Source organism: Microbacterium sp. 71-36 (assembly GCF_001898305.1).
GTDB lineage: Bacteria > Actinomycetota > Actinomycetes > Actinomycetales > Microbacteriaceae > Microbacterium.
Genome location: NZ_MKTP01000001.1, coordinates 524,319 through 549,536, shown reverse-complemented (window position 1 = coordinate 549,536; position 25,218 = coordinate 524,319). Strand labels below are relative to the sequence as shown.

Genomic DNA, 25,218 nt, shown 5'->3' with positions numbered 1-25,218 from the left:
CGTGCTGCTGACGAAGGCCGCGCTGCTCGACGGCCGGTTCCGGCGCGCGCCGGAGGATCTCGCGCGGATGGCGATCGAGTGGTCCATCGTCCTCGCCGACGTGCCGCTGGGCGCGGCGATCGACGCGGTGCGGATCCACTACCGCGGCAACGTACAGATGCTGATGCCCGCCGATGTTCTGGTCATCACGGCGGACATGGCTCCCGGCGACGGCGTGCGCCTCGCTGACGGCCCGGCATGGCTCCGTGCGCACGGTGTGGACGCCGAGCAGTTCCAGGCGCGCGTGGAGGCCGGTGAGCGTCCTGCCCGCGTCCTCCGCGAGCTGGGCGTGGAGGTGCCCGGTGAGTGACGTCCTCGTCCCGTACGACCTCGCGGCGGAGCGTGCCGTGCTGGGCTCAGCGATGCTGTCGACCTCGGTGCTCGACGACGTGCTGTCGGTGGTCGAGCCGGGCGACATGTACGAGCCGAAGCACGAGACGGTGTTCGCCTCAATCCGCCGCCTGTATGAAGCCGGTGCGCCCACGGATGTCGTTGCCGTCGTGGACGACCTGCTCCGTGCCGGAGACCTGCAGGCGACGCTGGATGCCGCGTACGTGCACGAGCTGACGTCGAACGTGGCGACGGCCGCGAACGGCGCGTACTACGGCGACATCGTCCACCAGCACGCGATCCGCCGGCGGCTGCTCGAGGTCGGTGCGAACATCGCGCACCTCGCCGCGAACACCGGCATCGGCGCGCTCGACGCGGTCGAGATGGCTCGCGAGAAGGTCGACAGGATCGGCGCGAACGCCTCCGTCGACGTCCGCAAGTTCGGCGACTACCTGAACTTCTACGTCGAGGGTCTGGAGCAGAAGCCTCGGTACGTGCCGACCCCGTGGTGGGAGATCAACAACCACCTCGGCGGGCTCCGCGCGGGCGGCCTGTACGTCGTCGGCGCGCGCCCCGGGCAGGGCAAGTCGATCGTCGGACTTCAGGCGGCGCTGCGTCTCGCGAAGGAAGGGCCCGTCGCGTTCTGCTCGCTCGAGATGTCGAGGGACGACCTCATGTCGCGCTGGGTGTCTCAGCTCGCGCAGGTGTCGCTGCACTCGCTCGTGAATCACGAGGTGTCGAAGGCGTCGTGGCAGAACCTCGCGATGGTGCGCTCGCAGATCGCGGAGACGCCGCTGTTCGTGTCGACGTCGGACGAGGTCTCGACGATCACCCAGGTGCGCGCGTTCGCGCGGTCGGTCGCTCGCCGCGCCCCGAAGGGTCAGCGTCTCGCCGGCGTCGTCGTGGACTACCTGCAGCTTCTCACGTCGGGCGAGCGGGTCGAGTCCCGCCAGATCGAGGTGGCCGGGTTCTCGCGGTCGCTGAAGCTGCTGGCGCAGTCCCTCGGTGTCCCGGTCATCGCCCTGTCGCAGCTGAACCGTGGGTCGACCGCGCGGAAGTCGAACCGGCCCACGCTCGCGGACCTACGCGAGTCCGGCGCGATCGAGCAGGACGCGGATGCCGTGATCCTGCTGCACCGCGACGAGAAGAACTCCCCGAGTCGGCTCGACGTCGACATCGCCAAGAACAGGCAGGGGCAGAACGGGCGCGTGTCGCTGACGTGGGAGGGCACCTTCTCCCGCGTCGTGTCGCGCCAATGGTCACCGTCGACGCTCGTCGACGTCAACGAAGGGAATCAGGCATGGCAGTGAAGACGATCGTCGGGCGACTCGGGGGAGTACCCGAGGTCCGCGCCGCCGGCGGGAAGCACGTCGCGACGTTCAGCGTCGCCGAGACAAAGCGCCGCTACAACCGCGACACGAACCAGTGGGAGGACGAGTTCACGATCTGGCACGACGTCGAGTCGTGGCAGGCGCCGGATGCGATCGCGCAGCTCGCTCGCGGGACGGTCGTGATCGTCGAGGGCGAGGAGCGCGACGCGTCGTACGAGAACCGTGAAGGAAAGCAGGTCCGCAAGATCATCGTGCGCGCTCGCACGGTCGGGACGGTGGTCCGCGAGGCGCCCGCGCAGCAGCCTGCGGGTGGCGGATGGACGACGCCCCAGAACTCTGGGGAGCCGTTCTGATGCCGGCACCGAAGGGCGGATCCGGCGTGTCGAGCCCGAAGCTTCGCCGCACCCAGGTGGAGGCGATCGACGACCTCACCGCGCAACTCCGGTTGTCGAACCAGCTCACCGCCCTTGCGCTGCCAGCGGCCGTGCTGCGGCACGACGAGAAGACGTACACGAACCCGGTCACGCAGGCCGCGGTCGAGGAGAAGAACGCGCGGCGTGCTGAGGTGCGCGCCGCCCTCGGGTGGGAGCAGTGATGAGCATCTTGCAGGAGCGGAAGACGGTTCCGATCGCGGAGGCCGACTGGACGGATGACGGGGAGGTGGAACTCCTCACGTTCCCCGATGCTGACGGCCGCACGCGCATGACCCCCGAGACGGCGCGTGCGCTCGCTCAGCAACTCATCGACTCCGCCACGGAAGCCGAGAAGGCGGCCGGGGAATCGGTCGTGCAGCGAGCGGAGAGAGCCACCGAGCACGGGTTCGACGTGGACCAGCGACCGCGGCGGCTCCGCCCGTGCGTCGAAGCATGGCCCGAAGCGGCATCCGGTGAGTACGACCCGCGGTGCTGCCGGTTCCCGAAGTCGTGCAGCGCCACCGTCTACGACGAGACGCGGGTACGCGACGAAGACCTGGAGGACCGGTCGTGACCGACGTCATCGTGTGGACGAAGCCCGCGTGCGGTCCGTGCACAGCGGTCAAGGCAGCGCTCACCACCGCGAACGTCCCGTTCATCGAACGCGACATCACCGCACCGGATGCCGCCGAAGACCTGGAGTACTTCCGACGTCTCGGTCTGGCATCCGCCCCCATCACCGAGTACGGCGCCCGGGCCGTCCCCGGGTTCCTTCCCACCGAGATCGGAGAGGTCATCGACCTCTGGCGGTCCGACCACCACGTGGAGCAGACATGAACGCCCTCCTCACTCTGAACACGGGCAACGACGGCCGCGACTACGACTCGTTCCTGCGGGAGAAGGTCCGCTTCGACCGGTCCTACGGCTTCACCGTCCCCGACGACGCGCTGTCGCCGATCTTCCAGCCCGAGCACCCGCTCTACCAGCCGCACCAGGCCGCCATCGTGCACTGGGCAGTCGAGGGCGGCCGGCGCGCGATCTTCGCCCGCTACGGGCTCGGCAAGTCCGTCATGCAGCTCGAAGTACTCCGCCTCATCGTGGAGCACGCCACCGACCACGGCACCCATGACGCGTTCGGTCGGCTCGTCCGCCGCGGGCTGATCGTCGCACCGCTAGGCGTCCGCTTCGACATCGTGCGCGATGGCCGCGAGCTGCTCGACGTCGAGGTGCGGTTCGTCCGCACCACGGCCGAGGTCGACCCCACGTGGTCGGGTCTCTACGTCACGAACTACGAGTCCGTCCGGGACGAGAAGATCGATCCGAGCCTGTTCGTCGCGGTGTCGCTCGACGAGGCCGCAGTACTCCGCTCATTTGACTCCGAGACCTACCAGAAGCTCGGGCCCGCCTTTGCGGTCGTCCCGTTCCGATTCGTCGCGACGGCCACCCCGTCCCCGAACCGTCACAAGGAGCTGATCCACTACGCCGACTTCCTCGGCATCATGGACACCGGCCAGGCCCTCACCCGGTTCTTCAAGCGCGACTCGTCCGACGCGAACAACCTGCGCCTGCACCCCCACAAGCAGCGCGAGTTCTGGCTGTGGCTGAACACCTGGGCATGCTTCATCCAGCGACCCTCCGACCTCGGCTACTCCGACGCCGGCTACGCGCTCCCCGAGCTCCGCGTGCACTGGGACGAGGTGACCGTCGACATCTCGACCGGACAGGTCGAGAAGGACGGGCAGGCCACCTTCGGTGTCGGCGGCGCGATGTCGTCGATCGACGCGGCACGCGAGAAGCGGCGCACGCTCCCGGAGCGCGTCACGCGCGCCATGTCCATCGTGCGCGAGCACTTCGGGCGCCCGCTGCCGAGCCAGATCCTCCTCTGGTGCCACCTGAACGACGAACAGACCGCGCTCGAGCGCGCGCTCGACGCTGAGGGCCTCACCTACTCGTCTATCCACGGGTCCCTCACCGACGAGCAGGTCGAGGAACGCCTGCGGGCGTGGCTCGCCGGCGAGACGTACGCGCTCATCGGGAAGCCGATGATGCTCGGCCGCGGCCTCAACCTCCAGCAGTGCTCGACGGCCGTGTTCGTCGGCATCACCCAGAAGTTCGAGGAGACGGTCCAAGCGGTGCACCGCATCCACCGGTTCGGGCAGACCCGCGCGTGCGACGTGCACCTGATCTATGCCGAGACCGAAGCAGCTGTCCGCGACAACCTGCAGGGGAAGTGGGCGGAGAACGACCGTCTCGTCGACACGATGTCGGAAGTACTACGCGAGTTCGGACTGTCCGCGACCGCGATCTCGGACGCTCTCACCCGCGCGATGGGCGTCGAGCGAGAAGTGCACCACGGGGAAGCGTGGACGATCGCGCTGAACGACTCGGTGATCGAGTGGCGCGACCAGGTCGCCCCAGAGTCCATGGGGTTCATCTGCTCATCGATCCCGTTCGCGGGTAAGTACGAGTACTCGCCCAACTATGCCGACTTCGGCCACTCCGACGACAACGCCCGGTTCTGGTGGCAGATGGACTACCTCACGCCATCGCTCTACCGCGCGCTCATGCCCGGCCGGATCATGGCCATCCACGTCAAGGACTGGCAGCTGTACGGCTCCGTCACCAAGGCCGGTGTGTACACCGTCGACACCCTCCACGCCGAAGCGATCGCCCACTACACCGGGCACGGGTTCGACTACTACGGGATGATCACGGTCACGACCGACGTCGTGCGCGAGAACAACCAGACCTACCGCCTGACCTACTCCGAGATGGCCAAGGACCACTCGAAAATGGGCGTCGGGTCGCCAGAGTACGTGCTGCTGTTCCACAAGCCGCAGACCGACCGGCGGAGCTCCTATGCGGACACTCCGATCACGAAGAGCAAGGCCGACTACACGGTCGGGCAGTGGCAGATCGACGCGGCCGCGGACTGGCGTACGGGCGGCAACCGGCTCCTCTCGAGCGACGAGCTCGCCGCGCTCGACGTCGGAACCCGGTCGAAGCTGTTCGCGAAGCAGCTGTCGAACACGGTCTACGACTATGACGCGCACGTCGCACTCGCTGACCGTCTCGCCGCGGCCCGCGCGCTCCCCGGCACGTTCGCGTCGCTCATGCCGGGCTCGTGGCGCGACGACGTGTGGACGGACATCCTCCGGATCCACACGCTGAACAGCCGCCAGCGCGCGAGGGAGGTTGAGGCGCACATCTGCCCGTTCCCGCTCGATATCCCTCGCCGCCTGATCCGGATGTACTCCAACCCGGGCGAGCTGGTGGGTGACCCGTTCTCGGGCCTCGGTTCGACGGTGCTGGAAGCGGTGAAGCAGGACCGGCGCGGGTTCGGCTCGGAGCTGAATCCCGTCTCCGTCGCTGACTCGGTCGTCTACCTCACCGAGCACGACAACCAGCGGGACGTCCCTACCCTGTTCGACCTCCTCGACACCGAATGGCAGGCCGCCTGATGCTGATGCAGAGAACCACGAGCGACGTCACGATGTCGGACTACTACTGCGGCGCGGGCGGCTCAACGACGGGCGCCATCGGCGTCGGCGTCCGCGTCGTCATGGCAGTGAATCACTGGCCTCTGGCTATCGAGACGCACAACACGAACCACCCGGAGACGGATCACGACAAGGCCGACATCAACAAGGCCGACCCCGCCCGCTACCCGCGGACCACCATCGGCTGGTTCTCGCCCGAGTGCACCTACTGGTCGCAGGCCCGCGGGGAGAAGCTCCCCGACGGGCAGCTCGCGTGGGACTTCTTTGGCGATTCGCTCCCGAACGAGGCCGCCGACCGGTCCCGGATGGGGATGTGGGACGTGCCGCGCTTCACCGCGCACCACGGCTACGAGATCGTCATCGTCGAGAACGTGCCCCGCGTCGTGAAGGGCGTCCAGTGGGCCTCGTGGCTCCGCGCGATGCACGACCTCAACTACCTCCACGAGGTCATCTGGCTGAACAGCATGCACGCCGCGGGCGCCGGGCCTGCCGCCCCGCAATCCCGCGACCGCGTGTACATCGTGTTCTGGAAGTCGGGGAACCGGCGCCCCGACTTCGACTCCTGGATCCGGCCCGAGGCCGTCTGCCCTGAACACGGGCTGATCCGCTCGGCCCAGGTGTTCAAGCCGAAGGGCTCGCCGATGAAGACCTACGGCGCGCAGTACACGCTTCGCTGCCCCGAGATCTCCTGCAACACCGAGGTGTTCCCCGCGGTCGCCGGCGCCGACACCATCATCGACTGGTCGAAGCGCGGCATCCGGATCGGCGACCGAAAGTCGCTCGGGATGGAGGAGCTCGCCGAGAAGACGATGCTCCGCACGGGCTGGCAGACGACGTCGGCGCACGAGCCGCTCCGCACGCTTACCACGGGCGGGCACCAGTCGCTCATCGACGCCCAGCAGGTCCCCGCCGCGGAGCTGACGCTCACGGACGACGAGATCTGGCAGCTCGTGTACGACGCCGAGTTCCGCATGCTCGAGCCGGACGAGATCAAGCGCGGCATGGCGTTCTCGTCGGCGTACGTCCTGCTCGGCAACAAGAGAGAGCAGGTCCGCATGGCCGGGAACGCCGTCACCCCGAACGCAGCACGGGACATCATCGCCGCATGCGTCGAGTCCCTCGGCTACGACGTCCGCTCGACCCTGGCGCTCGCAGCATGAAGGGCCAGCCGCTCACGGACGCCGAGCGCGAGCGCATCGTCCTCCTGCGTGCAGAGGGGGTGCCAGCTTCGTGGATTGCGGAGGACCTGGGCGTCTGCGTGGACACGATCCGGACCACGAGCCGCGCGGATCCTGCCGAGGTCGCCGAGTGGCGGACGCAGTTTCAGTACATCCGTCGGGACGCGGAGCTGTTCGCTCTGCACGTTGAGTTGGCGCCGAAGCGCCGGAAGGGGGCCGTCGCGTGAACGACGTCGAAGGACTGCTCACCGAGGACGAGGCAGCGGAGCGCGGCTACCAGGAGTGGAAGGCGCAATACCTCTGGCACGTCGACCAGCTCCCGAACGTCGTGCAGGCCGTCGGGACGGTCGCCATGGCACCACAGATGCTGCGCGCCGCACAGCTGCGCGAGCGCGTGTCCGGGGGCGGCTTCATCGACAACATGCCGGTCGTCGACGGACCCGAGTCCAAGTACGCGGCCGCGGTCTGGCACTCTCTGCGCGCCTACCTCACGGTGGCATCGTCGCGCCTCGGCGTCGAAGCCCCGGCGCTGCCGGCGTCGCTGCCGGACGATGTCGACACCGCTCGCCGGTGGGCGTTCATCGCGAACGAGTGGATGGCGGCATGGGTAGACCACCTCCTCGCATGGCCCGACCTCGCCGCCGCGGAGGGCGAGCTGTTCCGTCTCATCCGCCGAGCGCACACGCGCCTTGAGACCGGGACCGTTCGACGCGCTCGCCCCGAGTCGTGCGAGCTGTGCGGCGAGGACGCCGTGACCGTCGACTGGACGGACGGCCCTGACGGGGCCGTGCTCGTGAAGGCCTGCCAGAGCTGCCACCACCGGCCGGCGGGGGCATGAGCGATGGGCCGATCGCGAAGGAGCGACGCGGGCACGTCGTTCCCTTCGCCTCGACGACGGATGCCGCACGCGTATGTGCTCCTGGCGGGGTGCCAGGCAAGGGCTACTGCGGGCGCAACGCGTCGAAGTCGAAGGTGACCTCCGACTGGGCAGAGGTGGTCTGCAAGGACTGCGAGGCCGCCCGCGCAGCCGATCTCAACGCAGCGTTGCGGTCGAGGAGTACGTCGAATTTATCCCCTGACTTGTACACAAAGCACGCAGGATTCACCTGATGCTTCACCCTGAATCCCTTCACATGCCTGTGGACCGCGGTGGCCGCGGAATTACGCGGCTGTAGTTTCGAACTTTCCACCGACCACAGAGTTATCCACAGCGCTTATGCACACCTGAGGCGGCGTTTCCCACACGTTCTCCACAGAGTTATCCACAGGATCGTTTGCGTAGCTGTCAGGGGTACGAGTAACTATCTCCATGACCCGAAAGGAGGTCAGGAATGCCGACACAGCAGCGAATCTTCATCGCCGAGAACTACCTGCGGATCCTCCGCACCGACCCGAATCCGACCATCGTCACCGAGACCTACTACGTCAGCATCGCCGCCCGGCACGGGGTGTCGCTTGAGCGGATCGCCGAGCTGACAGGCATCCCACTGAACCGCGTCGACCGACTGGTGAACGGCTGACCCATGAGCACTCTCACCTACCGCGAGGCCGCCAAGCGCGTGCACCGCACGAAGCGTTGCATCGAGTACTGGCGGGCGCGCGGCATGGTCATGAGCTGGGCCGTGCGGGATGGGCAGCGCGTCCGCGTCGTCGAGGAAGACATCCTGCTCGCCTGGTGGCGCGACAGGATGCGGAACGACCCCGCCCACCGCTACCGACTCCGCGCGAAGAAAGCCGCGCAGGCAGCCGCACACGCCTCCCCAGAATCAGTTTCGGAGTGAAGTTGACACCCGAGTGGTTTCGGACCCTACATTCATGGTTAGCAAGGTGTCTGACACGGACACCACGCCCGAAAGGCCCCGCCGAGCACACCCGCTCCGGGGCCTTCGCCATACCCCGAACGAAGACGACCCCGACCAGCGCGCCAACGCCGATCGGGGTCTGACCCACCATCGACTCCCATCGATCGGAGGGCTGCCGTGGAGCCTACCCACGGGCACCGACATGGCACCTTCGCCTCCGTCAACCGGGCCAACATCGCCCGCCTGCAGGAGCAGCGAGACCGTGCGGGCCTCACCCAACTCGCCGACGTGCTCGACACGTCACCCCACCCGGACGGGCCCAGCCTCGCGCAGGAGGCCCGCGCTGCGGTCGAGTGGATCGACACGACCACCCCGCGCGTCGTCGACGTCGCCGACGCCATCGAGATCCGCGTGGGCGACATCCTCCGGTACGACCGTGACGGGTATCCGCTCGAGGGCGTCGTGATCGACGTCGACGGGCACCACATCACCACGAACCTCGGCGACAACGTCGCCATCTGATCCACCGGCCGGGAGTTCGAGGCCACGCGGCAGGCGCGCGCATCGGTGTCGCTCGCCCCCGCACTCCTCCCGGCCGGTGTCTGACCGGCGTGAACGCGAAGCTGCCTGCCGCGAAGGACCCCCATGACGCCCCGACCTCGGGCGAGGGGCACCTGCGCCATCCCTGAGGGGCGCCGATGGGCCGACCACGGCGCCGGCGCCCCTCACATCTGGGAGGTGGGATGGACGAGTACTCGGAGACGGCCGTTCTCGGCCCCGGCGTCGTCGCGGCGCGGAAGAACACCCGCCGCATGCACGAGCTGCGCCAGCGCTTCTTCGACGAGGGGAAGCAGCTCGACGCCGAGGGCGACCCCGCAGCTGACTGCCACATCTGCAAGGCCCGGATCGACTACGACGCCGCGCCAGGCACGACTCCCGAGTCGCACAACCTCGACCACTACTACCCGGTCAAGACACATCCCGAGCTACAGGAGGACTGGGACAACTTCCGGCACAGCCACAAGCTCTGCAACCAGGTGAAGAGCGACGGCCTGATCGACGGGGGAGGGCTCGGCGAGCTCGTCCCCGACTGGTGGTGACCCCTGTGACCGGATCCAGATGGGACGAGCTGCGCGACGCCGAGCAGCTCGCGTACGACCGACGCCGCGCGGCCACTCACCACGGCGCATTCCACCAGCTCGACGCGGAGCGCGCCGAACGCCATCTTGCTCGCCTGGAGATGGGCGACGACCTCGACGACTGAGGAGACACCCATGAACCGTCGCACCGTCCTGGAGCGCACCGACCACTCCGGCTTCCACATGGTCGTCAACGGGCGCCGCCCCGTCGGCTACTGCGCCCACCACGCCCCCCACGCCACCGAGGCCGAGGCGCGCGAGTGCTTCGGTCAGTACCAGCGCGACAGGGTGCGAGAGCACGGCCGCGCACGCTGGACGAGCTGCATGCTCAAGGGCTGCACGGCGCCCGCGCAGCGCATGTTCGAGGTCGAAGGCGACGGGTACGCCCTCGCCGTGCTGTGTGACGAGCACGCGACCAAAGAGACCGCCATCCAGGTGATGCAACTCGACGGCCCTGCAGGGGATGCGTGGTTCTCATGATCACTCGCTGGCTCATCCGCCGCCGCGATGCAGCCGCGGATACCTGGCTACGAGAGGCTCACAAGAACCTCGAACGGGGCGCCATGTCCGCCGCAGAGCGCGCCGCGCGACGCCGACTCATCGCCCGCGACAGGATGCTGGCCATCTGGGCACGGGTCACCCGATGAACCGCTACGCAGCCGCAGGGATCAACGCCGACGCGATCGCGGGGAAGCGAATCATCGTCATCACCCGAGACGTACAGACCTCACGAGAAGCGCTCGAAGAGATCGCCCAAGCCATCCCCCAGGACGTAGACGTCGTCGTCCGCCGAGCCAACGGCGCGGAGAGCATCAGCTACCCCACCACCGGGGGAGAGATCACCATCCGCTCCTACCGCCAGGGAGCCCGCGGCGTGAGTGCCGACATCGTCTACCTCGACGAAGCCGTCGACCCCCTGCTCCGAGGCACCGACGCCTGGACGTCCCTGTACGCCAACCTCGCAGCCTCCCAGCACGCCGAGATCATCCGCGCCTGACCCCAACCCCCCAAAAAATCCACGACCCCCCACCCCACGGACCACCTCCCGCCCGGTCGCTTCCTCTCTCCCCGGGTGTGAGGGGCACCCCCATCGCACGCGCGCACGCGCACGAGACCTCGGAAGGACGGTGATCGGGTGGACGAGTCGACGTTGCGCCGCCTGGAAGTCGTGCAGTTCGGTGTGGGGGAGCTGTCGCTGTTCCATCGGAACCCGCGCCGTGGTGACGTGGCCGTGTGCCGCCCCGGCGCCCCGATCTACGTCGCCCACTCCGATGTGCTCCGCATCCCCCTGCAGACGGCGATGGAGCGTCTCGGCATCCGGTACCGGCAGACGCTGATGTGGGTGAAGGACCGGTTCGTGCTCTCACGCGCCGACTACCACTACCAGTCCGAGCCGATCGCCGAGGGCGTCGTCGGTGACGCGGCGCCTCGCGACTTCGAGCCGATCGTGTACGGCTTCACCGCCGACGGATCAGGGCGGCTCGGCCGCGGCGGCGACCACTGGCACGGCGACAACCGATCGTCGACCGTGTTCGACATCGCACGGCCGTCCCGCTCCGCGGTCCACCCGACCATGAAGCCGGTCGAGCTCGTCGAGGCCATGCTGAAGAACTCATGCGCCCCGGGCGCGTGGGTCATCGACGGCTTCGGCGGATCCGGCTCCACGCTCATCGCCGCCCACCGGCTCGGCCGGAAGGCGTTCCTCGTCGAGCTGGACCCGACCTACGCCGACGTCATCTGCCGACGCTTCCAGGAGCACACCGGCATGACGCCCGTCCGTGAGGGCGTGCCCGTCGACTTCACCGGGGTGCCGGATGCCGGCGCCTGACCAGAAGAAGGCGTTCGCGCTGTTCCGCGCGGCGGTGCCGTACGAGCAGATCGCCGTGCAGCTCTCCTGCACCGTCGCGCAGGCGAAGACCGCGGTGCGGAAGGCGATCGAGGCATCCACCGTCGCGCTCGATCAGACGGCCGCGCGCATCGTCGACCTCGAGCGGATCGACGCGCTGCACCGCGCGCACTGGCAGAAGGCCCTGAACGGTGACGCGGCGGCAACCGATCGTGTCGTGAAGCTGATGCAGGAGCGCCAGCGCCTGCTGGGCGAGCCCACGCGCGTCAAGGACGCGATCACGGACGCCTTGGAGAAGACGCTCGCGGAGATCACGACCACGGCCGCCGATGAGGCGCTCATCGCTTCCTGCCGCCAGGTGGCCCGCCAGATCGACCACGCCGTGGCGAACGGCACGTCGCTCGAAGCGACGAAGGCGATGTACCTGCTCCCGCACCTGTGGAACGGGCTCCGCGAGCTGGGGGCGACGCCGGCCGCTCGCGCCGCTCTGAACGCCTCGGTCCCGGCCCCCAGCACGGAGGGCGCGGTCGAGCCTTCGAAGGGGGAGCCGGTTGACCTCGACGACTGGAAGAGCCGCAACCGCGGAAACGCTGGCTGATTACTCCGACCTGCGCGGCAGCGAGGAGCCCCGCCTGTGGACACGGCCGCTGCGCCCGCTCACCCCGGAGACGTCGCTCGGATTCGAGGTGATCGAGTTCGCGCTCGTGTTCCTCCGCGTCGCGCTGTACCCGTGGCAGAAGTGGCTCCTCATCCACGCGCTCGAGCTGAACCCGGACGGCACTTTCCGGTTCCGCCGCGTCATCGTCCTGGTGGCTCGCCAGAACGGGAAGAGCCTGCTGGCCGCAGTACTTGCGGCGTGGTGGCTGTTCGTCGACGCTGACCGCTTCGAGGAGCGCCTGCCGCCGTTTCGGTTCAAGGTGCTCGGCACCGCCCAGAACCTCGACACCGCGCAGGACGTCTGGAACCTCACCGGGCGCTGGTGTGACGCCGAGAACGAGGGCCACGTCCCCTCGCTCGCGAAGGCCGTGCAGAAGCTCCAGCGGAAGAACGGCCAGCCCGGCATCTACCTCCGCAACGGCGCCCACTACGAGGTCCGCGCGGCATCTCGAAAGGGCGGCCGCGGCAAGTCGGCGGCCCGTGTGCTCATGGATGAGATGCGCGAGCAGCAGACGTGGGACGCGTGGGACTCCGTCGCACAGACGACCAAGGCGGTGTTCAACTCCCAGCTCTGGGGCATCTCCAACGCGGGCGATGTCCGTTCCGTCGTGCTCCGCAAGCAGCGCGAGACGCGCATCGCCGAGATCGAGGACTGGCTGTCGCGAGGCATCGACGAGCTGGAGGCGTACGCCAACGGCGAGCTCGCCGCGCCGACGTCGGCTCTATTCGAGTGGTCGGCGCCCGACGGATGCCGGCTTGACGACATCGACGCGATCCTGCAGGCCAATCCGAGCATCGGGTACGGCGAGATCACCGTCGAGATGTGCCTCCAGGATGCCCGCGACATGCTCGAGGCGTCGTACCGCACCGAGGTGCTGTGCCAGTGGGTGACCTCGCAGGTCCAGTCGTACATCTCCCCGCGGGACTGGCGTCCGCGCCGAGTGCTCCCCTCGGAGATCAGCATCGCGCGCGGCTCGCGCACCGTGTGGGCGCTGGACACCAGCGAGGACGACATGACGTGGCTCGCGGCCGCAGTACTCACCACCGATGGCCGCCCGTTCGTCACCACCCGCGTGAAGCGCACGGGGATGCTGTGGGTGCCGAGGTTCATGATCGAGCTGGCGGAGAAGTCCGGTCACCGTGAGGTGGTCGTACAGAGCCGCGGATGCCGCGCCGCTGAGTTCGCGCCGCTGCTCGAAGAGGCCGGACTGATCGTGCACGCGCTCGACGGCGGGCAGTTCGCGCACGCCACCGCGCGCATGCGCGATCGCGTCCGTGACCGGCAGCTGCTGATCATCGAGCAGCCGGACATTGACACGGCCGTCGAGGGTGGCGTCGTCATGGATTACGCCGACAACAAGGCGTGGTCGCGGCGCCGGTCGAAGCCGGTCGACATCTCGGGGCTCATCGCCGAGAGCGAGGCCCTCTACGGCCTGGAGATGTTGACGCCTCCGCCGCCCAAGCAGACCGCACCGCCGCCGCCCGCGCCGCGGGTGATCCGAGCTACGAGCACGGAGAGCCGCGAGCCGAGCCTGCGCACGATCCAGTTCTAGGAGGCCGACGTGACCGAGAAGGGCTATCAGGTCAGCCCGTGGGGGATCATCGGCTGGTCGTCCATCGTGGAGGAGACCCACGAGACGAACCCGGACATGATGTGGCCGAAGTCGATCGACGTGTTCGATCGGATGCGGCGCGAAGACCCACAGGTGAAGTCGGTCATCCGCGCGGTCACGCTCCCCGTGATCCGCACCGATTGGGCGCTCGACGGCACAGGCTGCCGGGACGAGGTCACCGACTTCGTCAGCCGGAACATCGGTGTGCCGGTCAAGGGCAAGGCGAACGCGTCGCCCCGCCGACTCAAGGGCCGGTTCTCGTTCAAGGAGCATCTGCGGCTGGCGATGCTGTGCCTGGTCTACGGGCACTCCTACTTCGAACAGGTCTACGCCGTCGACGCGGCGCGTCGAGACACCCTCGCCAAGCTCGCATGGCGGCCCCCGCGGACCATCGAGAAGATCAACGTCGCGCGTGATGGCGGCCTCGAATCGATCGAGCAGTACGGGATCGGGAAGCCGATTCCGGTGAGCGCCCTCGTCGCGTACATCAACGAGCGCGAGGGCGGCAACTGGGTCGGTGAGTCGCTGCTGCGCGCCGCCTACAAGATGGCGCTGCTGAAGGACCGCATCCTCCGCATCCAGGCGCTCACGGCCGAGCGCAACGGGCTCGGCATCCCCGTGTTCGAGGCGCCCGCATGGCCCGAGGGCATGGACGCCGACAAGGCGCTCGCCTGGATGGACGAGCAGATCAAGCGCGGCGAGGAGCTGGTCAAGGCTGCCCGCGCCGGCGACGAGGCGGGCCTGGCCGTCGGGTCCGGCGGAAGCTTCAAGTTCGTCGGCGTCGAGGGGCAGCTGCCCAACCTCGACAAGGCGATCCGGTACTACGACGAGCAGATCGCTCGCGCGGTGCTCGCACACTTCCTCAACCTCGGCGGCGACAGCTCGAAGGGCTCCTACGCGCTCAGCGACGTGCTCGGCGGATTCTTCACGGACTCGCTCAACACGATCGCCGAGTTCCTGGCGGACGTGTTCAACCAGCACGTCATCGAAGACCTCGTCGACCTCAACTGGGGGCCGGAGGAGCCTGCGCCTCGGCTGGTCCCGGCGCCGATCGGTGAGCGACAGCAGGTCACCGCCGAGGTGCTGAAGGCGCTCATCGAGTGCGGCGCGCTCGTCGTGGACGACCACCTGAAGGCGTACGTGCGCGACCGGTGGGGCCTCCCCGTCGAGTCGACCACCACGAGCACGCCGACTGACCTGGCTAAGGAGGCCGCATGAGCAAGGATTCCCGCGGGTGGTTTCGGATCGAGGCGAAGGCCGCCGACGACGGCGAGCCGACGTCCGCCGACGTCCACATCTACGACGAGATCGGCGAACGCTGGTACGGCGGCGGCGTCGGAGCGCGAAGCTTCGCTGAGCAGATCGACGCACTCGACGTCGACACGATCAACCTGCACCTGAACTCGCCCGGTGGCGCGGCCTGGGACGGCATCACGATCATGAACGCACTCCGTCGTCACCGCGCGCGGGTGGAGGTCACGGTCGACGGCCTGGCCGCCTCCGCGGCATCCGCAATCGCGATGGCCGGCGACAAGATCACCATGGCCCGCGGTTCGATGCTGATGATCCACGATGCCTCCGGCGGATGCTGGGGCCCTGCCTCAGCCATGGAGGACACGGCTGGGATCCTGCACAAGCTCTCCGACTCCTACGCCGACATCTACACCGCTCGGGCGGGCAAGACCCGTGAGCACTGGCGGGAGCAGATGCAGGCGGAGTCCTGGTACACGGCGCAGGAGGCCGTCGAGGCGGGACTCGCTGACGAGTGGTCGGACGCGCCGAACCCCGAGGCGAACGCCGGCATCACTCCTCGCGCCCGATACGACATGGCGATGCGGGCGCGCGCTGCGGTGCCCGTCGTCGTCCAGCAGACTCCCGACTCGTCCGAGCCGGGTGAACCCAACCGAAAGGAGAACGCTGTGGCCTACAGCGATCTGACGGCTGGCCTTCGCGAGCGGCTCGGCGTGACCGATGCTGCCGCCACCGACGAGACGCTGCTCGCAGCCCTCGACGAGGCGCTCGCGGAGCAGCCCGAGACCCCCACCACGACGGCCGCCGCCGCCGCTCTGCCCGAGGGGACCGTCGCGATCGACGCGACCGTCCTCGCGGACCTGCAGAACAGCGCTCGCGCCGTCACCGAGCTGCGCGCCGCGCAGGACAAGTCCCGCCGCGACGGCATCATCGACACCGCGCTCCGCGAGGGACGCATCACCTCGGCGTCGCACTCGCACTTCCGGGCGATGCTCGACGCCGACGAGAACAAGGCGACCGCGCTCATCTCGTCGCTCGCCCCGGGAACGGTCAACACGACCGAGATCGGCAAGGTCGACGCCCTCACCAGCGCCGACGACGCGCTCTACGCCTCCGCGTGGGGCGAGGACAAGAAGGGGGCCTGAGCCATGACCAGCCACATCCACATGTTCGAGCCGGGCGACAAGATCACGTGCGAGACGACGGCCGATGTCATCGGCGGCCGCCTCGTCGAGATCACCGGCCCTCGCCGCGTCGCGCACGCCGGCGCGGGCAGCGCGAAGGTCTTCGGCGCCGCAGCCACTGACACGAAGACCGGAGGCGACGTGCTCGTCCTGCGCGGGGGCGTGCAGAAGCTCGTCGCGTCGGCCGCCATCGCGGCCGGTGACCGCGTCAAGGCCGCCGCCGCCGGGAAGGTCGCCACCGTCGGTGCCGGCGAGACCGGCCTGGGCCTGGCCATCTCCACGGCGACCGCCGCGGACCAGCTGATCCAGATCGCTCTGGACTGAGACAAGGAGACCGAGCGGAATGACATCCCTCACTTACCCGGTCCCGGCGGTCGCCGGAACCGAGGACCTCACGACGGAGCAGATCCACGCGATCCTCTCGTCGCAGACCCTGTTCGCGCGCCGCATCCGCAGCATCGCGGCCCAGAAGTTCATCGCGGACGCGCTCCTCGTCGGTCGCTACACCACCAGCGGTGGCGCGATCCTGTACGAGAACGGCGAGCCGATCGAGATCGACGACGACCCCGAGGTCGTCGCGCCCGGCGGCGAGTACCCGCGATCGCAGGCACAGACCGGACCGCTCGCCGGCGCCGCCGTCGAGAACCTCGGTCGCGACATCCCCATCCTCGACGCTTCCATCAAGCGGCGCGGCATCGACGTCGTGAACAAGGCCTTCAACCAGCTCATCAACCGGATGGTGCGCGCGGTCGACTCGAGCGCGCTCGGTGTGATCGCGTCGAAGGTCACGCAGACCCAGTCGTCCGGTGCGTGGTCGACGGCGAAGAACATCGGCCTGAGCATCGAGCTGGCTAAGGCGCAGGCGGAGGAGTCGGGAGAGGGTCACACCCTCGACACGATCGTGCTGAAGCCGACGCAGTGGGCGAACGTGATGGCGACGTTCCTCGACGCGGGCCTGCTGCCTCGTGAGGCGGCGAACCCGCTGATCACCGGCCAGTGGCCGACGGTGCTGGATCTGCGGTGGCTGCGGTCGCCGCACACGCCGACGGCCGCGCCGCTCATCTTGGACACGACGGAGCTCGGTGGCATGGCCGACGAGAAGAACTCGAGCCCGGGCTACGGCGACGCCGGCAACGGCATCGAGACGAAGACCATCCGTGAGGACAAGACGGACGGCTACCTGCTGCGGGCTCGCCGCATCACGGTGCCCGTCGTCGTCGATCCGACGGCTGGCTACACGATCACGGGAACGGGGCTCTGATGGCTGCCAAGACGCGCTACAAGGTCAAGGCGGCGCAGATCGTCGTCAAGGTGCAGGGCGCCCAGGGCGGCGAGGCGTACTTCCGCCGCGGCCGCCGGCTGCCCACCACGGTCGAGGACGAGGAGATCAAGCGTCTCCTCAAGATCGATCTGATCGAGAAGGACGACGAGGTCGAAGAGACCGACGGCGCAGGCGGAGCCTGAGCCCGAGAGGGGGCGGTGGAGATGATCACACCCGAGGACTTCCCCGGAGTGGACGAGGACGCGGCGCGCCGCATCATCGTCGCGGCACGCTCCATCGCCCCCTGCATCGACTCGTTCGAGAACGACTCGGAGGAGAAGAAGGATGCGCTCGCGATCCTTCGCGGTGTGGCCGCAGAGGCCCCCGCGCCCGGGTCGCGGCGTGTGAAGGACCAGTCGATCGGCTCAGCGCGCGTGGCGTACTGGGACGCCGAGACATGGAGCGCCCAGGACCGCGCCGGGCTGCGGTCCCTCTGCACGGCGTCGGCGCCGACCGGGCTGCCTCGCGGGAGCTTCCCGCTCGAGCGCCCGGTGTCGCGCCTGTGGCCGGAGACGTACTCGTGAGCTTCCCTCACGGCCGCACAGTGGAGCGCCTCCGTGCAAAGCGCGTCGCGAGCCCGTACAACCCGAGCAAGTCCGTCGCGGCGAATTGGGACGACCCCGAGGTGCTCCCGATCCCGGGAGCGTTCGTCGCGCAGACGTCGACCTCGCGGCTCGGCGACGCCGCCCGGGAGCAGGCCGCCGAATCCAAGTCCCTGTTCTGCGCCGGCGACTTCGACGTTCGCAAGGGCGACCGGATCCGCGTCGGCGCCGACGTCTACACGATCGACGGCATCCCGCCCGCGGCCGACTCCAACCCGTGGACCGGTTGGACGCCGCCGCGGGAGATCCCTTTGACCCGATACGTCGGCTGACGGAAGGAGGCGCGCATGGCCCGCCGAGACGCTGACATCCGGTTCAACCAGCCGGTCATGGATCGCATCCTGGAGTCGCCGCAGGTCATCGAGGCGACACGGAAGATCGCAGAGCAGGGGCTCGCCGCCATCATCGCCTCCGCCCCCGAAGACAGCGGCGACTACAAACAAGGCTTCCGTCTCGAGTCTCGGAAGTCCCGCTACCGCACCGTGTGGCGAATCGTGGGCCACGACTCCAAGACGCTCCTCCTGGAGTCCCAGCGCGGCATCGTCGTCCGCGCGATGAAGGGCCTGCGTCGCCGTGGCTAGGGTCACCCCGCCCGACTTCGAGCTCTGGCTCACCGAGTACGTGCGCAGCGTCGCGGCCTCCGAGGATGTGGACGTCGACGTCGACAACGTGGAGCCGGACGACCTCACCGTCGAGATGGAGCGGCCGCTGATCGTCCTGCGCGACGACTCCGGGCCTCGCAAAGACCTGACGACGTTCGACCGCTCTGTGGGCGCCACTGTGCTCGGCGGGTCGAAGGCGTTCCCGAAACCGGTCAACGACGTCGCGCGGTGGCTGTCCTCAGTCCTCGCGGACGAGGAGATCGTCACCGCACCCAACAGTCCTATCGCCTCGGTCGAGCGGGACGGGTTCAACGGCCCGTACTCCGTTCCCGAGGCGCTCGACGTGGCTCGGCGGTATCAGACCGCTCAGTACACGGTCGTCGGCACCTGACCGCCGACGCCAACCCCATGCGGCCGTCCCAGGGTGGGGCGGCCCTTCCTTTGAAGGAGGAGAAATGACAGCAGATGCCGATGGCGACGACCTCGGCGCGGTTGGCGTCCCCATCACCGGGTTCGCGGCCGTGCAGCTCACGGGGGAGCCGACGTACCTGACGTCGCTGCAGGGCGCGACGCTGCCCATCGCGGTCCCGGCCGGGTACGAGAAGGTCGGCCTGTTCAAGGTCGACGGCGGCCCCCAGGAAGGCGGCGACGCGGGCGACGCGATCGAGTTCTTCCAGCGCGGCAAGAAGCTTGCCGGCGACGACCAGCCGACCATCCAGATCAACCTCGCGCAGTTCGACCAGCGCGTGCGCCGCCTCACCACGGGCAAGACGCCCGACGCGAACGGGATGATCGTGGTGTCCGGGCTCACCCCCGACACGGTGTTCCCGCTTCTGGTCGTCACGAAGTACAAGAACGGTGCGACCCGTGTGCGCAACGGCCTCGCGCGCATCTCCGCCGTCGAGACCGACCAGGAGACCCGCGGCGAAGTGAACGGCCGCGCCGTGACCTTCGAGTGGATCTGGGACGAGACGGTAGGCGGGTTCTACCGCGACTGGCTCATCCAGCCCACGTCCGCGACTGCGAAGACCGGCTGGGCGGTGACCATCACGGGCACCCCCACGGGCGGCACCTTCACGCTGTCGCTGAACGGTGTGAACACGCCGCCGATCGCGTTCGACGCGTCCGCTTCGGCGGTCTCGAACGCGCTCAACGGCCTCGCGGGAGTGACCGGCATCTCCGGGATCACCGCGAGCGGCACGGGCCCGTACACGGTGACGCTGCCGACGGCCGCGGTGCTCGCGCTCGCGTCGAAGGCGCTGACCGGCGGCTCCAGCCCCTCGGTCACCGTCGCGTGACAGACCGGCTGGCCGGGTGCTATCGGGTCACCCGGCCAGCCTTCGCCCGAACCCGAGAACCCCGATAGGAGAACATCACATGGCCACACGTGCCGCCAGCAAGCCCGCCCCCGCGGCGGAAGTCACCGACCTCGACGACATCGACCTCGACAGCCTCGACTTCGACGCCTGGACCGAGGAGGACGAGCAGAAGGCGATCGACGCGCTCGCGCCGAAGATCAAGTACATCATCGTCGGCAAGAACTTCATCGGCCGCTTCGAAGACGGCGTCAAGGTGAAGTTGCCGCTGAACATCTCTCTCGACGAACTCGACGCGCTCAGCGAGAAGGCCGCGGATCCCGTCGACCAGGTGAAGCTCATGCTCGAGCAGTGGGGCGGCCCGGAGGCGCGCGACGAGTTCACCCGACACAACCTGCCGGAGACGATCGCCATGGCGACGAAGTTCTCGCAGGTCTTCCAGCGCATCGCGGGGGCGAAGCTCCCGGAATCCTGAGCGTCGTCCAGATCATCCGAGAGCACCGCTCCGCCGCCGCGTGGACGCTTCGCTCGTCCTGCGGGATCGGGCTCTCGGACCTGGGTGACGCCGTGAGCTGGGGCGAGGCGTGCGTCCTCGTCAAGCGCGCCGCGGCGGATCCGTCGACGGCGCTCGGCGCCGAACTTGCGGGGTGGGCGTACCCGGCATCCATGCCGGAGCTGCTGACCATGGTCGCGCAGATCCCGAAGCGGGATGCCGCGATGGCGGTCATGCCCTGGTCGATGAAGCTGCCGAAAGAGCAGTCGGCGGCCACGCCCGATGAGATCGCTGCGGCCGAATCCGCGCTCGAGGCGGACTTCGTCTTCAGCTGACCCTGGGGAGGTGGCATGTCCGACGAGCTCGGCTCCGGCCACTTCGCAGTCGTCCCCACCATGCGGGGATTCCGCTCGACGGTCGCCCGTGAAGCGACCTCCGCCGGTCTGGCAGGAGCGAAGGCGACGGAGGACGGGTTCCGCGGCATCGGCCGCAAGCTCGGCCGCAGCCTCGGCCAGGACCTGAAGTCGTCCGTCGCATCCGCGGCGGCGGGGATGGCCGCGGGAGAAGTCGCCGGTCTGACCCGCGACGTCGCGTCGGCATCCGCCGCGCTGTCGAAGGCGCGGCTGCGGCAGCAGGATGACGCCGGTCGCGTTCGCATCGCCGAGGCTCGTCTGCAGGAGGCAATCGCCAAGTCGGGCGCTGAGTCCTCGCAGGCGGTCGCTGCGGAGGAGCGGCTGGCATCCGTTCGTCGGACCTCCGCGACCTCCACGGAGGCCGTCGCTGCCGCGACCGCGCGCCTGCGCGCTGCGCAGGAGAACCTCCGCGGCGCACAGGCCGGCGTCGCGGCGACGTCGGTGGCAGCGTCCGGCGGCATCCGCCAGATGCTCGCGAACTTCCGTTCGGGCTTCACCGACGCGCGTGCCGCGCAGTCCGCCTTCAGCGGCGTCACCGGCTCGCTGGGCGGCCTCACTCGCGCCCTGCTGGACGTGACAGGGTTCACGTACCTCGGGCGTCTGGCGCGCGCTGGCGCCCAGCAGGCGGCGTCCGCGTTCACGTCCCTCGCGACGATGATCGGTGGGCAGCTCGCGAAGGCTGCGGGGCTGACGCGGGCGTGGGTGTCGAGTGTCGGTTCGACCGTTCGCGGAGCACTCGCGCCGTACACGCAGTACGCGGTCGCGGCGGGGACGCTGCTCGCATCGCCGTTCGTGCGCCTCGGCACTCGGGTGTCGTCCTACCTGAGCCCCGTCACCACGCAGGTTCGCGCAGCGTTCACCAAGATCGCGGCGTTCGGCGGTCCCGCCGCGACGCAGCTCGTCGGTGCATTCCGGTCCGGTCTGTCCGGGCTCGGCTCTGCCGCGGCCGCCGCGTTCCGCCCGGTCGTCTCAGCCGCCTCAAGCGCGGCACGCTCCGCAGGGTCGGCGCTCGGTTCCGGCATCCAGTCCGCGGCTACCGGCGCCGTCTCCATCGCTGCCGCCGGCATCGGGCTGTCGTTCGCGAAGGGCTTCGCCCGGCTGAACGCGATCGACACCGCCCGCGCGAAGCTCACCGGTCTCGGTAACGACGCCGGCACGGTCCAGACGATCATGGGCGACGCCCTCGCGTCCGTGCGGGGCACGTCGTTCGGACTCGGGGAAGCCGCCACGGTCGCGGCATCCGCGGTCGCCGCCGGCATCAAGCCGGGCGAGGCCCTCCAGGGTCACCTCAAGTCGATCGCGAACAACGCGTCAGCCGCGGGCATCTCCATGGAGGAGATGGGGTCGATCTTCAACAAGGCCGCGACCCAGGCCAACGGCGTCCAGAACGACGTCATCGCGCAGCTCGCCGACCGCGGCATCCCCATCTACCAGGCGCTCGCCGACCAGATGGGTGTCACCGCCGGCGAGGTCTTCAAGATGGCCTCCGACGGCAAGGTCGACTTCGAGACCTTCTCGAAGGCCGCGACCAAGGCCGCCGGCACCGTCGCTGACGAAATGGGCAAGACCGTCCCCGGGGCGGCGAAGAACTTCCTCGCCTCGCTCGGTCGGATCGGCGCGAACGCGCTGCAGCCCATCTACGGCAAGATCGGCCCGCTGATCCAGGCCGCGACCTCCGCGCTCGCCCCCATTGAGGAGCGTGCGAAGGCCTTCGGCGGCGTGCTGCTGAAGGTGCTCGGCCCCGCGCTCGACGGCATCACCGGCTTCCTCACCCGGATCGGTGAGGGCGCGTCGATCTTCTCCGGCGCCCTGGCCGGGATGCAGGGGATCGTTGCGCCGCTCGCCGGTGCGTTCGTGGCGCTCGGCGCGGGGGGACTGGGCGCGCTCCTGTCCCGCATCCCGCTGCTGACGACCCTCATTCCCGGCCTCACGGGCGCCCTGGGGCTCCTGGGAGGCCCCGTCGGGATCGTCGCCGCAGCACTGGCGGGCTTCGCGCTCACCGGCGGGAACGCCGCCGACCTCGTCACCTCGCTGACCAGCGTCGTGATGTCGGTCGTGAACGCCCTGCCCGGGCTCGTCGCGCAGATCGTCACGTTCGTTCCTCAGCTGGTGCAGGGGATCCTCGCCCAGGCACCCGCCCTGTTCACCGCCGCGGTGCAGCTCGTGCAGCTGCTCGTGCTCGGAATCGTCAGTGCCGTCCCGGTCCTCGTGTCCGGGGCGCTGCAGCTCGTGCAGGGCCTCATCACCGCGCTCGTCTCGAACCTCCCGATGATCGTCGCCGGAGGACTGCAGCTCGTGTCCGCCCTCGCAGCCGGACTGATCGCGGCGCTCCCGGTCGTCGTCTCCGGCATCGTCGACCTCGTCACGGGGCTGATCACCGCGCTCGTCGGGATGCTGCCGACCCTCGTCACCGGGGCGATGCAGCTATTCCTCGGGCTCGTGCAGGCCGTCATCCGGGTGATCCCGGTCCTGCTGACCACGATCATCGGGGCGCTCCCGGCGATCCTCTCGGCCCTGCTCGGGATGCTGCCGACTCTGCTCACGACCGCGATCCAGCTGTTCCTGCAGCTGGTACTCGGGCTCGTGCAGGTCATCCCGCAACTCCTAACGACCCTCGTGGGACTGCTGCCGACGCTGCTGACGACGATCATCGGGATGATCCCGATGCTCCTCGAGACGGTCATCCAGCTGTTCCTGCAGCTCGTCCTCGGGCTGCTGACAGTGATCCCGCAGCTGCTCGTCGCGATCGTAGGCATGCTGCCGCAGATCATCACCACCTTGATCAGCCTCATCCCGACGCTGCTCAACGCCGGGATCGAGCTGTTCAAGGCGCTCGTGACCGCGATCCCGGAGATGCTGCCTCAGCTGAAGCAGACGCTCACCGACATGGGTCCGGCGATGGTCGACGCGATCCTCGCGCTCGGTCCCGCGTTGCTGGATGCCGGGAAGGCGATCATCCAATCGCTGATCGATGGCATCGGGTCGATGTTCGGTCAGGTCGGGGACGCCCTCGGCGGCCTCATGGACTTCGTCGGCGACTTCTTCCCGCACTCCCCAGCCAAGCGCGGTCCCCTGTCGGGGTCGGGCTGGTACGCGCTCCGCTCCGGCGGCGCCGCGATCGCCGGTCAGATGGCCGGTGGTATCGGGGACGGGCAGGGCGACGTCGCGCGGGCGTCGGCAGCGATGGCGGCCGCCGCGCAGGCGGAAGCCGCACGCATGCAGGCGATGATCGGCACCGTCTCTTCCACCATCACCGCAGACGGATCCGCGAGCGGCGGGAACGGCAGCGGGTCGGCGCCAGCCCAGATCACCCAGAACAACAACTTCGCCGAGATGGACCCGGAGGTCGCTGTCGTGGCCGCCGGCCAGGCGCTGGCGGGTGTGGCGAGAAGGGCGGGCACATGAGCGCGCTCGAGGTCCGCGGGGGAGGGCTCGTCATTCGTGGCGCGCCCTCCCCGTCGGCGGAGACGGGGCTGTTCGTAGGTCGTGACGGCCTGCAGGGCTGGCAGGGTCTTCCCTCTCGTCGCCGCGAGGCGATGGCGCGTGCCGTGTCCGATGGCGAGTTCGATGTCCCGGTTCGCCTCCCCGCTCGGGTGATCACGATCGACCCGGGCGTGATCCTGGCGCGATCCGAGTTCGAGCTGCAGCAGTGGTGCGATCAGGTGAACGGGTGGGGCGCGACGGGCCTTCGGTTCTGGCTCGTCGTCGACCACCTGGGGCAGCAACTCACGTCGCTCGTGCGCGTGATCTCGGCCGAGGGTGTCGATCTGCAGCGACGCGCGGGCGGGATGCTCCGCGGGTCGATGGCGGCACAACTAGTCGCGGCTGACCCGAGGAAGTACGCGGTCGACGCGAAACCGTTCGTCGTCGGCGCAGGAGGCGGCGCAGTGCTCGTCCCGTCACGCGGGAACTTCCCGGCGACGCCAACCATCGAGATCCCCTCCGCGCCGGCTGCATGGAGCGTCACTTCCCCCGCCGGGACGTTCACGGTCACCGGCGCGACGGCAGGCGGCACACACCGTCTGGACATGCGCACGGGCCGCGTGACCCGCAACGGGGTCTGGATGCCGGGCGTCGGACGCGGGCGAATCTGGGCGGTCCCGAACGGCACCCAGTGGGAGCACACGCTCTCCGCGCCCGGCCGGGTCCTCCTCGCCGACACCTACGTCTGACCGGAAGGAGGCCGCC

Annotated in this window: 34 protein-coding genes; all 34 read left to right on the top strand. The window is 69.0% G+C overall.

What is annotated here, in order from left to right; genetic code table 11:
• Position 1: 1 nt before the first annotated feature.
• The 34 genes from BGO45_RS02745 to BGO45_RS02580 all read left to right on the top strand — a co-directional run bounded on the left by BGO45_RS02745 (position 2) and on the right by BGO45_RS02580 (position 25,202).
• On the top strand, positions 2-349 hold the full coding sequence (locus BGO45_RS02745; RefSeq protein WP_292690725.1) for a hypothetical protein: 348 nt from the start codon (positions 2-4) through the stop codon (positions 347-349).
• Complete coding sequence (locus tag BGO45_RS02740) at positions 342-1,679, top strand: replicative DNA helicase (RefSeq protein WP_292690723.1); 1,338 nt, start codon at positions 342-344, stop codon at positions 1,677-1,679. Before BGO45_RS02745 ends, BGO45_RS02740 begins: the two co-directional genes overlap by 8 nt.
• Positions 1,670-2,053: a single-stranded DNA-binding protein gene (locus BGO45_RS02735; protein WP_292690721.1), complete on the top strand. Its 384-nt coding sequence runs from the start codon at positions 1,670-1,672 to the stop codon at positions 2,051-2,053. The genes BGO45_RS02740 and BGO45_RS02735 overlap by 10 nt, the downstream gene beginning before the upstream one ends.
• A complete protein-coding gene (locus BGO45_RS02730) occupies positions 2,053-2,295 on the top strand; it encodes a hypothetical protein (RefSeq protein ID WP_292690719.1) in 243 nt (80 codons plus the stop codon). The genes BGO45_RS02735 and BGO45_RS02730 overlap by 1 nt, the downstream gene beginning before the upstream one ends.
• Positions 2,295-2,687, top strand: coding sequence for a hypothetical protein (locus tag BGO45_RS02725; protein WP_292690717.1), 393 nt, complete (start codon positions 2,295-2,297; stop codon positions 2,685-2,687). Before BGO45_RS02730 ends, BGO45_RS02725 begins: the two co-directional genes overlap by 1 nt.
• Positions 2,684-2,950: a glutaredoxin family protein gene (locus BGO45_RS02720; protein WP_292690716.1), complete on the top strand. Its 267-nt coding sequence runs from the start codon at positions 2,684-2,686 to the stop codon at positions 2,948-2,950. Before BGO45_RS02725 ends, BGO45_RS02720 begins: the two co-directional genes overlap by 4 nt.
• The gene (locus tag BGO45_RS02715; protein ID WP_292690715.1) at positions 2,947-5,574 is read left to right on the top strand and encodes a DNA methyltransferase; all 2,628 of its coding nucleotides are present in this window, start codon (positions 2,947-2,949) and stop codon (positions 5,572-5,574) included. Before BGO45_RS02720 ends, BGO45_RS02715 begins: the two co-directional genes overlap by 4 nt.
• Positions 5,575-5,579: 5 nt before the next feature.
• Positions 5,580-6,773 carry a DNA cytosine methyltransferase gene (locus BGO45_RS02710; RefSeq protein WP_292690714.1) on the top strand — a complete coding sequence of 398 codons (1,194 nt, stop codon included), beginning with the start codon at positions 5,580-5,582 and terminating at the stop codon, positions 6,771-6,773.
• On the top strand, positions 6,770-7,018 hold the full coding sequence (locus BGO45_RS02705; RefSeq protein WP_292690713.1) for a hypothetical protein: 249 nt from the start codon (positions 6,770-6,772) through the stop codon (positions 7,016-7,018). The genes BGO45_RS02710 and BGO45_RS02705 overlap by 4 nt, the downstream gene beginning before the upstream one ends.
• Positions 7,015-7,629: a hypothetical protein gene (locus BGO45_RS02700; protein ID WP_292690712.1), complete on the top strand. Its 615-nt coding sequence runs from the start codon at positions 7,015-7,017 to the stop codon at positions 7,627-7,629. Before BGO45_RS02705 ends, BGO45_RS02700 begins: the two co-directional genes overlap by 4 nt.
• 493 nt (positions 7,630-8,122) lie before the next feature.
• Positions 8,123-8,311, top strand: coding sequence for a hypothetical protein (locus tag BGO45_RS02695; protein WP_292690711.1), 189 nt, complete (start codon positions 8,123-8,125; stop codon positions 8,309-8,311).
• Positions 8,312-8,314: 3 nt separating this feature from the next.
• A complete protein-coding gene (locus BGO45_RS02690; protein ID WP_292690710.1) occupies positions 8,315-8,572 on the top strand; it encodes a hypothetical protein in 258 nt (85 codons plus the stop codon).
• 198 nt (positions 8,573-8,770) lie between these two features.
• Positions 8,771-9,115, top strand: coding sequence for a hypothetical protein (locus BGO45_RS02685; protein ID WP_292690709.1), 345 nt, complete (start codon positions 8,771-8,773; stop codon positions 9,113-9,115).
• Positions 9,116-9,336: 221 nt separating this feature from the next.
• A complete protein-coding gene (locus BGO45_RS02680) occupies positions 9,337-9,693 on the top strand; it encodes an HNH endonuclease (protein ID WP_292690708.1) in 357 nt (118 codons plus the stop codon).
• 5 nt (positions 9,694-9,698) lie between these two features.
• The gene (locus BGO45_RS02675) at positions 9,699-9,857 is read left to right on the top strand and encodes a hypothetical protein (RefSeq protein ID WP_292690707.1); all 159 of its coding nucleotides are present in this window, start codon (positions 9,699-9,701) and stop codon (positions 9,855-9,857) included.
• A 10-nt stretch (positions 9,858-9,867) separates the two neighbouring features.
• A complete protein-coding gene (locus tag BGO45_RS02670) occupies positions 9,868-10,212 on the top strand; it encodes a hypothetical protein (RefSeq protein WP_292690706.1) in 345 nt (114 codons plus the stop codon).
• 163 nt (positions 10,213-10,375) lie between these two features.
• Entirely contained in the window at positions 10,376-10,729 is a 354-nt protein-coding gene (locus BGO45_RS02665; RefSeq protein WP_292690704.1) for a hypothetical protein, read from the top strand.
• Between the two features lie 138 nt (positions 10,730-10,867).
• Positions 10,868-11,560, top strand: a complete 693-nt coding sequence (locus BGO45_RS02660; RefSeq protein ID WP_292690702.1) for a DNA methyltransferase — start codon at positions 10,868-10,870, stop codon at positions 11,558-11,560.
• The gene (locus BGO45_RS02655; protein ID WP_292690700.1) at positions 11,547-12,176 is read left to right on the top strand and encodes a hypothetical protein; all 630 of its coding nucleotides are present in this window, start codon (positions 11,547-11,549) and stop codon (positions 12,174-12,176) included. The genes BGO45_RS02660 and BGO45_RS02655 overlap by 14 nt, the downstream gene beginning before the upstream one ends.
• Positions 12,130-13,788 (top strand): hypothetical protein, encoded by a 1,659-nt coding sequence (locus BGO45_RS02650; RefSeq protein WP_292690698.1) that lies wholly within the window; start codon positions 12,130-12,132, stop codon positions 13,786-13,788. Before BGO45_RS02655 ends, BGO45_RS02650 begins: the two co-directional genes overlap by 47 nt.
• A gap of 9 nt (positions 13,789-13,797) precedes the next feature.
• Positions 13,798-15,066, top strand: a complete 1,269-nt coding sequence (locus BGO45_RS02645; RefSeq protein WP_292690696.1) for a hypothetical protein — start codon at positions 13,798-13,800, stop codon at positions 15,064-15,066.
• Positions 15,063-16,244, top strand: coding sequence for a head maturation protease, ClpP-related (locus BGO45_RS02640; protein WP_292690694.1), 1,182 nt, complete (start codon positions 15,063-15,065; stop codon positions 16,242-16,244). Before BGO45_RS02645 ends, BGO45_RS02640 begins: the two co-directional genes overlap by 4 nt.
• A 3-nt stretch (positions 16,245-16,247) precedes the next feature.
• On the top strand, positions 16,248-16,607 hold the full coding sequence (locus BGO45_RS02635) for a capsid cement protein (protein WP_292690692.1): 360 nt from the start codon (positions 16,248-16,250) through the stop codon (positions 16,605-16,607).
• Positions 16,608-16,626: 19 nt separating this feature from the next.
• Positions 16,627-17,544: a hypothetical protein gene (locus BGO45_RS02630; RefSeq protein ID WP_292690689.1), complete on the top strand. Its 918-nt coding sequence runs from the start codon at positions 16,627-16,629 to the stop codon at positions 17,542-17,544.
• On the top strand, positions 17,544-17,747 hold the full coding sequence (locus tag BGO45_RS02625) for a hypothetical protein (RefSeq protein ID WP_292690688.1): 204 nt from the start codon (positions 17,544-17,546) through the stop codon (positions 17,745-17,747). The genes BGO45_RS02630 and BGO45_RS02625 overlap by 1 nt, the downstream gene beginning before the upstream one ends.
• Positions 17,748-17,768: 21 nt before the next feature.
• Complete coding sequence (locus tag BGO45_RS02620) at positions 17,769-18,128, top strand: hypothetical protein (RefSeq protein ID WP_292690686.1); 360 nt, start codon at positions 17,769-17,771, stop codon at positions 18,126-18,128.
• Positions 18,125-18,478, top strand: a complete 354-nt coding sequence (locus BGO45_RS02615) for a hypothetical protein (protein WP_292690684.1) — start codon at positions 18,125-18,127, stop codon at positions 18,476-18,478. Before BGO45_RS02620 ends, BGO45_RS02615 begins: the two co-directional genes overlap by 4 nt.
• A 15-nt stretch (positions 18,479-18,493) precedes the next feature.
• Positions 18,494-18,787 carry a hypothetical protein gene (locus tag BGO45_RS02610; RefSeq protein ID WP_292690682.1) on the top strand — a complete coding sequence of 98 codons (294 nt, stop codon included), beginning with the start codon at positions 18,494-18,496 and terminating at the stop codon, positions 18,785-18,787.
• Positions 18,780-19,199: a hypothetical protein gene (locus BGO45_RS02605; RefSeq protein ID WP_292690680.1), complete on the top strand. Its 420-nt coding sequence runs from the start codon at positions 18,780-18,782 to the stop codon at positions 19,197-19,199. The genes BGO45_RS02610 and BGO45_RS02605 overlap by 8 nt, the downstream gene beginning before the upstream one ends.
• A 64-nt stretch (positions 19,200-19,263) precedes the next feature.
• Positions 19,264-20,106 (top strand): hypothetical protein, encoded by an 843-nt coding sequence (locus BGO45_RS02600; RefSeq protein ID WP_292690678.1) that lies wholly within the window; start codon positions 19,264-19,266, stop codon positions 20,104-20,106.
• A gap of 79 nt (positions 20,107-20,185) precedes the next feature.
• Positions 20,186-20,599: a hypothetical protein gene (locus tag BGO45_RS02595; protein WP_292690676.1), complete on the top strand. Its 414-nt coding sequence runs from the start codon at positions 20,186-20,188 to the stop codon at positions 20,597-20,599.
• Between the two features lie 92 nt (positions 20,600-20,691).
• Positions 20,692-20,952 carry a hypothetical protein gene (locus BGO45_RS02590; protein WP_292690674.1) on the top strand — a complete coding sequence of 87 codons (261 nt, stop codon included), beginning with the start codon at positions 20,692-20,694 and terminating at the stop codon, positions 20,950-20,952.
• 15 nt (positions 20,953-20,967) lie between these two features.
• Positions 20,968-24,435, top strand: a complete 3,468-nt coding sequence (locus BGO45_RS02585) for a tape measure protein (protein ID WP_292690672.1) — start codon at positions 20,968-20,970, stop codon at positions 24,433-24,435.
• Positions 24,432-25,202: a hypothetical protein gene (locus BGO45_RS02580; protein WP_292690670.1), complete on the top strand. Its 771-nt coding sequence runs from the start codon at positions 24,432-24,434 to the stop codon at positions 25,200-25,202. Before BGO45_RS02585 ends, BGO45_RS02580 begins: the two co-directional genes overlap by 4 nt.
• The last annotated feature ends 16 nt before the right edge of the window (positions 25,203-25,218 follow it).